Raw genomic sequence first — 13499 nt, 5'->3', positions numbered from 1 at the left:
CACCCGGGAGTTGTCACCGGGATCGACGTCAGAGCTCGTCGAGCGGCTCGTCCAGGACGCCTTCGCGCGCGATGATGTAGCCGAGGTGGCCCCGGCTGCGGCTGCCGAGGAGCTCGCTGGCCTTCTGGATGTGGCTGGAGACCGTACGGGTGCTCATCCCGAGGCGGCTGGCGATCGCCTCGTCGGTGAACCCGTTGACCATCAGCCGCAGGACGTTGCGGCGGGTGCGGTCGGTGAGCAGCTGGGGGCGGTGGTGGCCCTCCAGGTAGGTGACGGGCTCGGCGCGTTCCCACATCAACTCGTAGATCTTGAGCAGGTACTCGACCAGGGGCGGGAACTGGATGAGCACCGCGGCGGCCTCGCGCTGGGCGCCGGCCGGGATGAAGGCGGTGGAGCGGTCGCAGATGATGATCCGGTCGAAGACCTCGTTGAGGGTGCGCACCTGGGCGCCGCGGGCGGAGACCTGCTCGATGTAGGCGAGGGTCGGGCCGTGCGCGCGGACGGTGTGCTGGTAGAGGGTGCGCTGGCGGACGCCGCGTTCGGCGAGGGCGAGGTCGCGCGGGAGGGCGGCGGCCAGGTGGTCGGCGCCGCGGCCGCCGCCGGGCTGGGCGGTGCGCAGTTCCTCGGTGCAGGCCGCGACGGCCTTCTCCAGCGCCGGGTTGATCTCTTCGCCGGCCAGCAGGCGGATCGGGAGCTGGGCCTGTCTCATCACGTCGCGGTAGGCGTGCTCGGCGGCGGTGAAGGCGGTGCGCAGTTCGGCGAGCTGCTCCTGGTGGGCCAGCACGGCGAGTTCGAGCGGCCGGGTCAGGCCGGTGACCGCGAGGTCGGGCGGGACGGGGGCGAGCCGATGCCCGGCGCCGGGCAGGGTGCGCAGCAGGCCCATGCTGACCAGGCATTCCGGGGCCTGTCCGGCGCTGGCACCGCCTTCGGCGAGTGCGATCCGGTAGAACTCGACCCCCCGGTCACAGAGTTGGGGTGTCCCCATTTCCGCGCTGGTGTCCTGGGATAGGCACATCTGGGCATCCTTCCGGCTTCGGCATTGCGCTTTCACGAATGCCCGCACCGGCAACAGCCAGACGCCCGGAAGGGCAGGATGGTGCTCACCTGCCGTTCGGACGCATCCCCCCCGGGCCATGACAGCCGCGAGTGTACGCCCTAAAGGCGCGGAAATCAGCGGTTGACGGCGAAACCGGGCATGCCCGGCAACGGCGTCCGACGGTGGTGACGGCGAGGACGACCGTACCCGGCTGCGGTAACGGGCGGATGGCCGCCGCATTGCGCGCGTCGCCCCGTCAGGGCGGCCGGAGCGAAGGGCCGGCGGACCGGCCCGGCCGACGGACGGACGGAGGGCACCCCCTTGTTGCGAGCTGATCCCGACCCGCCCCCGCCGGTGGAGACGCCCGGCGCGGTGGATCGAGCCGGACCGGTGGATCCGACCGGGCTCGTGGACCCGGCCGGGCTGGTGGATCCCGCAGGACTGGTGGATCCCGCAGGACTGGTCGACCCGGCCGGGCTGGTGGACCAGCGGTTGGTGCGGCAGCTCGCCGAGGCTGCCGCGGCGCAGGTCGGCGCGGGCTCGGTGCAGTTGCTCGGCGACGGCGGCCTGCTCCAGGCGCTGGCCAAGCAGTTGATCGAGCGTGCGCTGGAGCTGGAGTTCCAGGAGCACCTGCGCGGCCCGGGCACCAACAACCCCGCGGGGGCGGCCGGTGGCCCGGGCGGCTCCGGCGGGCCGGCCGGTCACCGCGGCCCCAACGGCCCGAACGGCGCCCGGGCCAGGCGGTTGCTGACCGAGATCGGGCCGGTCGAGGTGCGGGTCCCCCGGGACCGGGAGGGCAGCTTCGCCCCCCGTACGGTCCGCCCCCGGGCACGCCGACTGCCGGGGCTGGACCGACTGGTGGTCTCGCTCACCGCGCGCGGCCTCAGTTCGGGCGAGCTGGTGGCGCACCTGGCCGAGGTGTACGGGGTGGAGATCAGCCGGGAGACCGTCTCGGTGATCACCGACCAGGTCCTCGACGAGCTCGCCGACCGGCGCGGGCGCCCGCTGGACCCGGTGTACCCGGTGGTCTTCGTCGACTCGGTGCGCAGCGGGCGTTCGGGCGGCCCGCTGGTGCACCTGGCCCTGGGGATCTCCACGGACGGGCTGCGCGAGGTGCTGGGCCTGTGGCCCGCCGAGGACGGCGAGCAGTGGCCGCAGGTGCTGGCCGGGCTGGCCGAGCGCGGGGTGCGCGAGGTCTGGGTGCTGGTCGGCGCCGCCGGTGCGGGGCTGGCCGAGGCGGCGGCCGCGCGGTGGCCGCGCACCGTGGTGCACACCTCGGTGGCGCACCTGCTGCACGCCGCGCTGCGGCACGCGCCGGGCGAGGACTGGGGCGGGCTGGCCCGGGTGCTGCACGAGATCTGCACCGCGCCCACCGAGGCGGCGGCGCTGGAGCGGCTGGGCCGGGCCGAGCGGGAGTGGGGGCCGGGCCACCGCGAGGTGTTCCGGGTCTGGCGGGCGGCGTGGCCGCTGCTCGCCCCGGGGTTCCGGTTCGGCCCGGAGGCGCGGCGGCTGCTGGCGGGCGGGGGTGCGCTGGAGCGGCTGCACGCCCGGCTGCGCCGGATCGAGCAGGCCGCGGGGCGGGTGCGGGACGAGCGGGCCGCGCTCAAGCGCGTCTACCTGGCGACCCTCGCCCTGGAGTCGCCGGCCGGGGCCCGCCGGCCGTGGACCGGGGACTGGCCGGCCGTCCGCGCGGAGCTGCGTCGGGGCTCTCGGCACTGATGCCGTCCAACTGCCTCTGCTTTACCGATAGTTGACCTTACCTCAGCAATCCCGGCAGTGACCTGTCGTGGGCGCTCCCGACCTCCGTCGACCCCGACTCCCGGCCTCCGGGGTGGGGTTCCGGCCACGGGCGGGCCACCGTGCGCCCGCCTTCCCACCACTGATCTGACAGACCCAGGTGTTCTTTGCATCAGTTCTGCCCGATTTTGGCACAGTCTGTTCACGCTTCCGGTTCCCGCATTGCGTGATCCCGATAACGGCCAGAGCTTCCACGCCAGTTTGGGCCTCGGCAGGATTCATTCACAGCGAGGAGCGCACACACCGCCCGCCTCAGGAAGAGGAATTCGCCATGACGAATCTTGCCGTTCGCATTCACAAGATGCTCGGGATTCTCGCCGTTCTCCTGGTCGCCGGGATCGGCCTCCAGATCCACGCCGCACCGTACCAGTCCACCGTTGCCGCAGGTCCCTCGGCCGTGCACGGGGACGACTCCGGCTGGGGCCCGTGAACGCACTGGGGCGAACCCGGTGAACCGCCGGCCGACGTGAGCCGTTCACCGCGCGCCGACGAAATTCCCCCCTCCTCGTAATTCTCCCAACAGAGAGGAAACCGACGATGGCGAACCCGTTCGACGACCCCGAGGCCGACTACCTCGTCCTGGCCAACGACGAGGGCCAGCACTCGCTGTGGCCGGTGTTCAGCCCGGTGCCCGACGGCTGGCACCAGGTCTTCGGCGCGGCCCGCCGGCCGGAGTGCGTCGAGTACGTGGAGCAGAACTGGCAGGACCTGCGGCCGAAGAGCCTGGTCGCCCACCTGTCCGGCCACTGACCGACCGGCCTGACCGGCCGTCACCGGCCGTCACCGACCGGCCACCTATCAGCCACGCCGACCACGCCGACCGGGCCGACCGCCCGCGGGTCACGCAGCAACGAGGGAGAGAGAAGCAGATGTCCGGGGACCAGCAGACGCACAGAACCGACCCGCGGCCGGGACCGGCCGAGGTGCTGTGTCGACTGTTCGCGGAGGTGCTCGGCCGGGAGTCGGTCGACCCCGCGGCGGGCTTCTTCGAGCTGGGCGGCGACCGGCCGGCCGCCGTACGGCTGCTGGCCCGGGTGCGCGCCGAGCTCGGGTTCCGGGTGCCGCTGCCACTGCTGCTGGACGCCCCGACCCCGGCCGATCTGGCCACCCGGCTGGCCGACCCGGCCCCGACCGCTCCCGGCCCGGCCCCGACCGCCGCCGACCCGCGCACGACCGCCGCCGACCCGCGCCCGACCCTCGGCGCCCTGGTCGACGCCCAGGTCGCCCGCACCCCGGACGCCCCCGCGCTGTACGCCGGGTCCACCACCCTCACGTACGCCGAACTGGACGCCCGCGCCAACCGGTTGGCCCGGGTGCTCGCCGCCCGCGGCCTGGGCACCGAGGACGTGGTCGCGCTCGCCCTGCCCAAGTCCCCCGAGGCGGTCGCCGCGATCCTGGCCGTCACCAAGACCGGCGCCGCCTGGCTGCCCGCCGACCCGGCCTACCCCGCCGAGCGGCTGCGCCACATGCTCACCGACTCCCGCGCCGCCCTGGTGCTCACCACCGCCGACGCCGCCGAGCGGCTGCCCGACACCGGCGCCCCCCGGCTGCTGCTCGACTCCGCCGCGCACCTCGCCGACCTGGCCGACCGGCCCGGCACCCCGTTCACCACCGCCGAGCGGGTCCGGCCGCTGAGCGCCGACCACACCGCGTACGTCATCTACACCTCCGGCTCCACCGGCCTGCCCAAGGGCGTGGCCGTCACCCACACCGGGCTGCCCAGCATGATCGGCACCCAGGTCGCCGCCACCGGCGTCGGCCCCGGCAGCCGGGTGCTCCAGGCCGCCTCGCTCAGCTTCGACGTCTCCGTCTCCGACCTGGCCGTGGCGCTGACCACCGGCGCCGCGCTCGTCCTCCCCCGCGAGCAGAGCCAGCTGGTCGGCGAGGCGCTGGCCGAGCTGATCGACCGGCACGGCGTCACCCACGCCGACGTCGCCACCGCGATGGCCGCCACCCTGCCGGACGCCCCGCTGCCGACCCTGCGCACCCTGATCGGCGGCGGCGAGGCCATCCCGCGCGAGCTGGCCGCCCGGCTCGGCCGGGACCGGCTGATGCTCAACAGCTACGGGCCGACCGAGACCACCGTCATCGTCACCATGAGCGAGCCGCTCACCGGCACCGAGCAGCCCCCGATCGGCCACCCCTGCCAGGACGTGCGGATCCACCTGCTGGACGAGCGGCTGCGCCCGGTGGAGCCGGGCACCGTCGGCGAACTGTACGTCTCCGGCCCGCACCTGGCCCGCGGCTACCTGGGCCGCCCCGGCCTGACCGCCGACCGCTTCGTCGCCTGCCCGTTCGGCGCGCCCGGCGAGCGGATGTACCGCACCGGCGACCTCGGCACCCTCCGCCCCGACGGCCAGCTGGACTTCCTCGGCCGGGCCGACGACCAGGTGAAGATCCGCGGCTTCCGGGTCGAGCTCGGCGAGATCGAGCAGACCCTCTCCGCCCACCCCGGCGTCCGCCAGGCCGTGGTGCTGGTCCGCGAGGACCGCCCGGGCGAGCGCCGGCTGGTCGGCTACACCGTCGGCACCGCCGACCCGGCCGAGCTGCGCGCCCACTGCGCCGGGCAGCTGCCCGACCACATGGTGCCCGTCGTCGTGGTGCTGGACCGGATGCCGCTGACGCCCAACGGCAAGGTGGACAAGCGCGCCCTGCCCGCGCCCGCGCTCGGCACCGCCGAGGAGGGCGGCCGGGCCCCGGCCGGCGAGGTGGAGCACGCCCTCGCCCGGCTCTTCGCCGAGGTGCTCGGGCTGCCCCGGGTCGGGGTCGCCGACTCCTTCTTCGAGCTCGGCGGCGACTCCATCGTCGCCATCCAACTGGTCTCCCGGGCCCGGCAGGCCGGACTCCGGCTCACCCCCCGCGCCGTCTTCGAGGCGCCCAGCGTCGAGGCGCTGGCCCTGCTCGCCCGCCCGCTGGAGGGCCCGGTCGCCGTCGAGCCGCCCGGCGCCGGCCTCGGCGAGGTGCCGCCCACCCCGATCGTGCACTGGCTGTCCGAACAGCGCGGCGCCGTCGGCAGCTTCTACCAGTCCACCCTGCTCACCCTCCCCGCCGGGACCGGGCGGCGGGACCTCACCACGGCCCTCCAGGCGCTGCTCGACCACCACGACCTGCTGCGCGCCCGCACCTCCCCGCTCGCCGAACGCCCCTGGACGCTGCACGTCCCCGCCCCCGGGGCCGTCCCCGCCGAGGAGGTGCTGAGCAGCATCCCCGGCCCGGCCGACCCGGACGCCCTGCGCGCCGCCACCGAGGCCGCCCGCGACCGGCTCTCGCCCGAGGACGGCCGGATGCTCCGGGCCGTGCACTTCGAGGCCGGCCCGGACCGGCCCGCCCGGCTGCTGCTGGTGATCCACCACCTGGTGGTGGACGGCGTCACCTGGCGGATCGTCGAGGAGGACCTGCTCGCCGCGCTCACCGCCGCCCGCGCGGGCCGCACCCCCGAGCTCCCGCCGGTGCCCACCTCCTTCCGGCGCTGGGCCCAGCGGCTCACCGCCGAGGCCCGCAGCGACCGTCGGGCCGCCGAACTCCCGTACTGGCAGGGCGCGCTGGCCACCCCGGACCCACTGCTCGGCGCGCGCCCGCTGGACCAGGCGAAGGACACCTACGCCACCGGCGGCACCCTGCGCGTCGTGCTCCCCGCCGACACCACCCGGGCCCTGCTGACCGAGGTCACCGCCGCCTACCACGCCCAGGTCAACGACGTCCTGCTGACGGCGCTGGCCCTCGCCCTCACCCACTGGCGCGGCGACGCGACGGACCCCGACGGCGCCGTGCTGGTGAACGTCGAGGGGCACGGCCGCGAGGAGGTGGTCGAGGGCGTCGACCTGCACCGCACCGCCGGCTGGTTCACCTCCGTCTACCCCGTCCGGCTCGCCCCCGGCCCGCTCACCTGGGCCGAGGTCACCGCCGCCGGACCGGCGCTCGGCCGGGCCCTCGGCCTGGTGAAGGAGCAGCTGCGCGCCGTCCCCGACAACGGCATCGGCTACGGCCTGCTGCGCCACCTCAACCCGGCCACCGCCGAGGTGCTCGCCGAACACGCCGACCCCCAGGTCGAGTTCAACTACCTGGGCCGCTTCCAGCCCGAGGGCGTCAGCGCCGACGACGTTCACGCCGGGACCGAGGCGATGACCGAGGGCGCCGCCCCCGACCTCGCGCTCGGCCGGGTGCTGGGCCTGGACGCCACCACCGTCGACACCCCGCAGGGCCCGCTGCTGGTCGCCCAGTGGTCCTGGGCCGGCGAACTGCTCGACGAGGAGCGGGTGCGGGCCCTCGCCGAGGCCTGGTTCACCGCCCTGCGCGCCCTCGCCGAGCACGCCGAACGGCCGGACGCCGGCGGGCACACCCCCGCCGACTTCCCGCTCGTCGCCCTCGGCCAGGACGAGATCGACCGGCTCGCCGAACTCCACACCCCCGCGCACCTGGTGGACGTCTGGCCGACCTCCCCGCTGCAACAGGGCATGGCCTTCCACGCCGCGTACGACACCGACGGCGCCGACGTCTACACCTCGGTCTGCACCTTCGACCTCACCGGCCCGGTCGACGCCGACCGGCTGCGCGCCGCCGCCGAGGCCCTGCTGCTGCGCCAGCCCAACCTCCGGGCCGGCTTCCACCAGCGCCCCGACGGACCGCCCGTCCAGGCCGTCCCGGACCGGGCCGCACTCCCCTTCACCGTCCTCGACCTGACGGGCCACGCCGACCCGGAGGCCGAGGCCGACCGGATCGCCGCCGCCGAGTACGGCCGCCGCTTCGACCTCACCCGGCCGCCGCTGCTGCGCTACACCCTGCTCACCCTCGCCCCCGGCCGGCACCGGCTGATCGCCGCCGCCCACCACATCCTGCTGGACGGCTGGTCCACCCCGCTGTTCGCCGAGGAACTCTGGGCCCTCTACTTCCGCCAGCCGCTGCCCCCGGCCGCCCCCTACCGGGAGTACCTGCGCTGGATCACCCGGCGCGACGGCGCCGCCGCCCGCACCGCCTGGGCCCAGGCCCTCGCGGGCGTGGACGAGCCCACCCTGCTCGCGCCCGGCCGCGCCACGGCCGCCCCCCGACTGCCGCTGCGCCTGCACACCGGCCTCACCCCGGCGGCCACCGAGGCGCTCGGCCGCACCGCCCGCCGCTACGGCGTCACCCTCAACACCCTCGTCCAGGCCGCCTGGGGCGTCCTGCTGGCCCGGCTCACCGGCCGCACCGACGTGCTCTTCGGCACCACCGTCTCCGGCCGGCCGCACGACCTGCCGGGCGTCGAGCGGATGATGGGCCTGCTCATCAACACCGTGCCGGTGCGGGTCACCCTCGACCCGGCCGAGTCCTGGGGGCAGCTGCTGCTGCGCCTCCAGCACGAGCAGTCCGCGCTGCTGGACCACCAGCACCTCAGCCTCACCGAGATCCAGCAACTCGCCGGACTGGGCAGCCTGTTCGACACCGTCACGGTGTACGGCAACTACCCCGACCCGTCCGCCCTGGACGCGGCCGACCCGAGCGGCGCCACCCAGGTCACCCTGGTCGAGGACGTCGACAGCGCCCACTACCCGCTGCTGCTCGCCCTCACCCCGGGCGACGGCCTCCAGCTGCGGCTGGACCACCAGCCGGACGCCTTCGGCCCCGCCGAGGCCGGTACGCTGCTGGACCGCTTCCTCGCCCTGCTCGACCGGATCGTCGCCGATCCGGCCGAACTCCTCGGCACCGTCGAGGTGTTGACCGGCGCCGAGCGCGAGCGGCTGCTGGCGGGCGGGCACGGGCCGGTGGCGGAGCTGCCCTCGGGGAGCGTCCCCGAGCTGTTCGAGGCTCAGGCCGCCGCGACGCCCGAGGCGATCGCCCTGGTCGCGGGCTCCACCGAGCTGACGTATGCCGAACTCAACGCCCGGGCCAACGGCTTGGCCCTGCGCCTGGTCGAGGCGGGCGTCGGCACCGAGACCCCGGTCGCCCTGCTGCTGGAGCGCTCCCCCGCCCTGGTCATCGCCCTGCTCGCGGTGCTCAAGGCCGGCGGCAGCTACGTCCCGCTGGACGACGCCCAACCGCAGGAGCGCCTCGCCGCCGTCCTCACCGACGCGGGCGCCCGGATCGCCGTCACCGACCGCGACCACCCCGCGCTGGCCGGGCTGACCACCCTCACGGTCAGCGAGGAACGTGCCGCCAACCTCGATCTCCCCTTGCGGGCAGCCCAGTTGGCCTATGTAATGCACACCTCCGGCTCCACCGGCACTCCCAAGGGCATCGGCGTCACCCACCGCTCCGTCGTCGACCTCGCCCTCGGCGGCACCTTCGCGGGCGGCGCCCACGAACGCGTCCTGGTGCACTCGCCCACCGCCTTCGACGCCTCCACCTACGAACTCTGGGCCCCCCTGCTCGCCGGCGCCCGCCTCGTCCTCGCCCCCGCCGGACGCCTCGGCGTCACCGAACTCACCGACACCCTCCGGCACGGCGGCGTCACCGCCGCCTGGATGACGGTCGGCCTGTTCAACGTGCTGGCCGCCGAGGCGCCGCAGGCCTTCGCCGGGCTGCGCGAGGCGTGGACGGGCGGGGACGTCGTCTCGCCGGTCGCGCTGCGCCGGGTGCTGGAGCACTGCCCCGGGCTGCGGGTGGTGAACGGCTACGGCCCCACCGAGACCACCACCTTCGCCACCCACCACGGCATGACCACCGCGGCCGAGGTGCCGGGCAGCGTCCCGATCGGCCGCCCCCTGCCCAACACCCGGGCCTACGTCCTCGACAGCGGCCTGCGGCCCGTCCCGGTCGGTGTCCCCGGCGAGCTCTACCTCGCGGGCAACGGCCTGGCCCGCGGCTACGTCGGCCGCCCGGCCCTCACCGCCGAACGCTTCGTCGCCGACCCCTACGGCGCCCCCGGCACCCGGATGTACCGCACCGGCGACCTCGCCCGCTGGACCACCACGGGCGAACTGGAGTTCGCCGGTCGAGCGGACGATCAGATCAAGCTGCGCGGCTTCCGGATCGAACTCGGCGAGGTCGAGGGCGCGTTCACCGCCCACCCCGCCGTCGGCCAGGTCGTCGCCGTGGTCCGCGAGGACCGGCCCGGCGACAAGCGCCTGGTCGCCTACGTCACCGGCGAGGCCGGCTCCGAGGAGCTGCGCGCCTTCGTCGCCGACCGGCTGCCCGGCTACATGCTCCCGGCCGCGATCGTCGCCCTGGACGCACTGCCGGTCACCCCCAACGGCAAGGTCGACCGCCGCGCCCTGCCCGCCCCCGACTACACCGGCACCCCCGAGGGCCGCGCCCCCCGCACCAGCACCGAGCAGACGCTGTGCGAACTCTTCGCCGGGGTCCTCGGGTTGGCCTCGGTGAGCATCGACGACGACTTCTTCGACCTGGGCGGCCACTCCCTGCTCGCCACCAAGCTGGCCAGCCGGATCCGCGCCGCCCTGGGCGCGGAGCTGCCGATCCGCACCCTCTTCGACCGCCCGACCGTGGCCGCCCTGGCCGCCGCCCTGCCGACCGTCGACACCCCGGCCCGCCCGGCGCTGCACCCCCAGGCCAGACCCGCCCTGGTGCCGCTCTCCCCCGCCCAGCAACGCCTTTGGTTCATCGAGCAGTTCGAGGGCCCGAGCGCGCTCTACAACACGCCCGTCGCGGTCCGGCTCACCGGCGCGGTCGACCACCCCGCCCTGGAACTGGCGCTGCGCGACGTGGTGGCCCGGCACGAGGTGCTGCGCACCCTCGTCCCGACCACCGACGGCCGGCCGCACCAGCTGGTCACCGAAGCCCCCGAACTCCCCCTGCGGGCCGTGCCGGTGGCCGACGAGGAAGCGCTGCGCACCGCCCTGGCCGAGGCCGGCCGGGAGGTCTTCGACCTCGCCCGCGACCTGCCCGTCCGCGCCACGCTGTTCTCCCTGCCGCACGACGAGCACGTCCTGCTGGTCCTGATGCACCACATCGCCGCCGACGGCTGGTCGGTCGCCCCGCTCTTCCACGACCTCGCCACCGCCTACCGGGCCCGCCACGCCCACACGGAACCCGACTGGCGGCCGCTGCCCGTCCAGTACGCCGACTACGCCCTCTGGCAGCGCGAGCTGCTCGGCGACCAGGAGCAGCCCAGCGCCCTGCTGAGCGCCCAACTCGCCCACTGGCAGCAGGCCCTGGCGGACGCCCCGGAAGAACTGGCGCTGCCCTACGACCGCCCGCGCCCGGCCGCGCCGACCCACCGCGGCGGCCTGGCCACGGCCGTCGTCGACGCCGAACTCCACGCCGCGCTGGCCGAGTTGGCCGCCGATCGGCAGGCCAGCCTGTTCATGGTCCTGCAAGCGGCCGTCGCCACCCTCTACACCCGGCTCGGCGCCGGCACCGACCTCCCGCTCGGCACCCCCGTCGCCGGACGCACCGACGAAGCCCTGGACGACCTGGTCGGCTTCTTCGTCAACACCCTCCTGCTGCGCACCGACACCTCCGGCAACCCCGGCTTCCGCGAACTCCTCGACCGGGTCCGCCGCACCGACCTGGACGCCTTCGACCACCAGGACCTCCCCTTCGAGCGCCTGGTCGAACAGCTCAACCCCACTCGCACCCCGGCCCGCCACCCGCTGTTCCAGACCCTCATCGCCCTGGAGAGCCGCGCGGCCGTCCCCACCGCCTTCGGCGACCTGGCCTGCGCCGAGCACCCCTTCGAACTGGACGTCGCCAAGTTCGACCTGTCCTTCCGCTTCACCGAACAGGGCCCGCAGGCGGGCCTGACGGTGGCGATCGAGTACGCGACCGACCTCTTCGACCCGGCCACCGCCGGCGCGCTCGCCGAGCGCCTGCTGCGGGTGCTGCGCGCCGTCGCGGCCGACCCCGACGCGCCGATCGGCACCGTCGAGATCCTCGACCCGGCCGAGCGCGAGCAGCTGCTCACCGGCTGGAACGACACCGCGCTCCCCGTCCCGGAGGCGACCCTGCCCGAGCTGTTCGAGGCCCGGGCCGCCGCCACCCCCGACGCGGTGGCCGTGGTCACCGACGGCGGACGGCTGAGCTACGCCGAACTCGACGCCCGGGCCGAGCACCTGGCCGCCGACCTCGCCGAAGCGGGCGTCGGCGCCAACACCCCGGTGGTCCTGCTGATGGACCGCTCCGCCGAGCTGCTGACCGCCCTGCTGGCCGTCCTCAAGGCCGGCGGCAGCTACGTCCCGCTGGACGACCGGCACCCGGCCGAGCGGCTGCGGCGGATCACCGCCGAGACCGGGGCGGCGCTCGTCCTGGTCGACGCGGCCCACCGCGACCACCCGCTCGCCGCCGACGCCCCCTGCCCCGTCCTGACGCTCACCCCGGAGCGCTTCGACGGCCCGCTGCGGCGGCGCTCCCACCGCCCCGCCGTCCACCCGGAACAGCTCGCCTACGTGATGTTCACCTCCGGCTCCACCGGAGTGCCCAAGGGCATCGCCATCACCCACCGGGACGTCGTCCAGCTCGCCACCGACCCGTGCTGGCAGCACCCCGACGGGCTGCGGGTGCTGTTCCACGCCCCGCACGCCTTCGACGCCTCGACCTACGAGATCTGGGCGCCGCTGCTCTCCGGCGGCCAGGTGGTCGTCGCCCCGGCGGGCGACCTGGACGCGGCCGCGATCGGCGCGCTGGTCCGGACGCACGGGCTCACCCACGTGCACGTCACCGCCGGCCTGTTCCGGGTCATCGCCGAGGAGGACCCGGGCGTCTTCGCCGGGGTGCGCGAGGTGCTGACCGGCGGGGACGTGGTCTCCGCGCCCGCCGTGCGCAGGGTGCTGGCGGCCGTCCCCGGGATCGGCGTGCGGGTGCTCTACGGCCCGACCGAGATCACCCTCTGCGCGACCCAACTGCCGCTGCCCGCCGCCGATTCGGTGCCGGACACGGTGCCGATCGGCCGGCCGATGGCGAACACCCGGGCGTACGTCCTGGACGACGGCCTCCAGCCCGTCCCGGTCGGCGTCCCCGGCGAGCTCCACCTCGCCGGAGCCGGCCTGGCCCGCGGCTACCTCGGCCGCCCGGCGCTCACCGCCGAACGCTTCGTCGCCTGCCCGTACGGCGGCAAGGGCGAGCGGATGTACCGCACCGGCGACATCGTCCGGCGCCGGCCGGACGGCGTGCTGGAGTTCCTCGGCCGCGCCGACGACCAGGTCAAGATCCGCGGCTTCCGGATCGAACTCGGCGAGGTCGAGGCCGCCCTCACCGCCCACCCCGCCGTCCGCCAGGCCCTCGCCCTGGTCCGCGAGGACCGGCCCGGCGACAAACGCCTGGTCGCCTACGTCACCGGCGACGCCACCCCCGGCGAACTGCGCACCTTCGTCACCGACCGCCTCCCCGGCTACATGCTCCCGGCCGCCGTCCTCGTCCTCGACGCCCTCCCCGTCACCGCCAACGGCAAGGTCGACCGGCGCGCCCTGCCCGCCCCCGACTACAGCGGCGCCCCCGAGGGCCGCGCCCCCCGCACCACCCAGGAGCGGAGCCTGTGCGAGCAGTTCGCCCAGGTGCTCGGGCTGGGCACGGTCAGCATCGACGACGACTTCTTCGACCTCGGCGGCCACTCGCTCCTCGCCACCAAGCTGGTCAGCCGGATCCGCACCGCCCTGGGCGTCGAGATGACGATCCGCACCCTCTTCGACCACCCCACGGTCGGCGAGCTCGCCGACGCGCTGCCCGCGGCCCGCAAGGCCCGGCCCGCCCTCCGGCCGATGCGCCGGCCCGGCGGTCCGGCGTAGGGCCTCCCCGG

At 75.4% G+C, this 13499-nt stretch carries 5 protein-coding genes; 4 read left to right on the top strand and 1 reads right to left on the bottom strand.

The features are described from left to right. Positions 1-28: 28 nt before the first annotated feature. On the bottom strand, positions 29-1015 hold the full coding sequence (locus ACFV8H_RS27980) for a LuxR C-terminal-related transcriptional regulator (RefSeq protein ID WP_380405237.1): 987 nt from the start codon (positions 1013-1015) through the stop codon (positions 29-31). A gap of 411 nt (positions 1016-1426) precedes the next feature. Between ACFV8H_RS27980 and ACFV8H_RS27975 the strand changes: the two genes are divergently transcribed. From ACFV8H_RS27975 to ACFV8H_RS27960, 4 genes are all read left to right on the top strand, one after another. Beyond that, positions 1427-2755 (top strand): IS256 family transposase, encoded by a 1329-nt coding sequence (locus ACFV8H_RS27975; RefSeq protein WP_380405234.1) that lies wholly within the window; start codon positions 1427-1429, stop codon positions 2753-2755. Positions 2756-3104: 349 nt separating this feature from the next. Beyond that, on the top strand, positions 3105-3263 hold the full coding sequence (locus tag ACFV8H_RS27970) for a hypothetical protein (protein WP_380405231.1): 159 nt from the start codon (positions 3105-3107) through the stop codon (positions 3261-3263). Positions 3264-3370: 107 nt separating this feature from the next. After that, entirely contained in the window at positions 3371-3583 is a 213-nt protein-coding gene (locus ACFV8H_RS27965; protein ID WP_375891657.1) for an MbtH family protein, read from the top strand. A 119-nt stretch (positions 3584-3702) separates the two neighbouring features. Next, entirely contained in the window at positions 3703-13488 is a 9786-nt protein-coding gene (locus ACFV8H_RS27960; protein WP_380405227.1) for an amino acid adenylation domain-containing protein, read from the top strand. The last annotated feature ends 11 nt before the right edge of the window (positions 13489-13499 follow it).

It is taken from the genome of Kitasatospora sp. NPDC059827 (genome assembly GCF_042731675.1).
In the GTDB taxonomy this organism is placed as follows: domain Bacteria; phylum Actinomycetota; class Actinomycetes; order Streptomycetales; family Streptomycetaceae; genus Kitasatospora.
This window is presented reverse-complemented; position numbering and strand designations above follow the sequence as displayed.

Bases quoted from the DNA above. Each gene is read 5' to 3' on its own strand.
- ACFV8H_RS27960 (WP_380405227.1), top strand. From the start codon at position 3,703: ATGTCCGGGGACCAGCAGACGCACAGAACCGACCCGCGGCCGGGACCG.
- ACFV8H_RS27980 (WP_380405237.1), bottom strand. From the start codon at position 1,015: ATGTGCCTATCCCAGGACACCAGCGCGGAAATGGGGACACCCCAACTC.
- ACFV8H_RS27970 (WP_380405231.1), top strand. From the start codon at position 3,105: ATGACGAATCTTGCCGTTCGCATTCACAAGATGCTCGGGATTCTCGCC.
- ACFV8H_RS27965 (WP_375891657.1), top strand. From the start codon at position 3,371: ATGGCGAACCCGTTCGACGACCCCGAGGCCGACTACCTCGTCCTGGCC.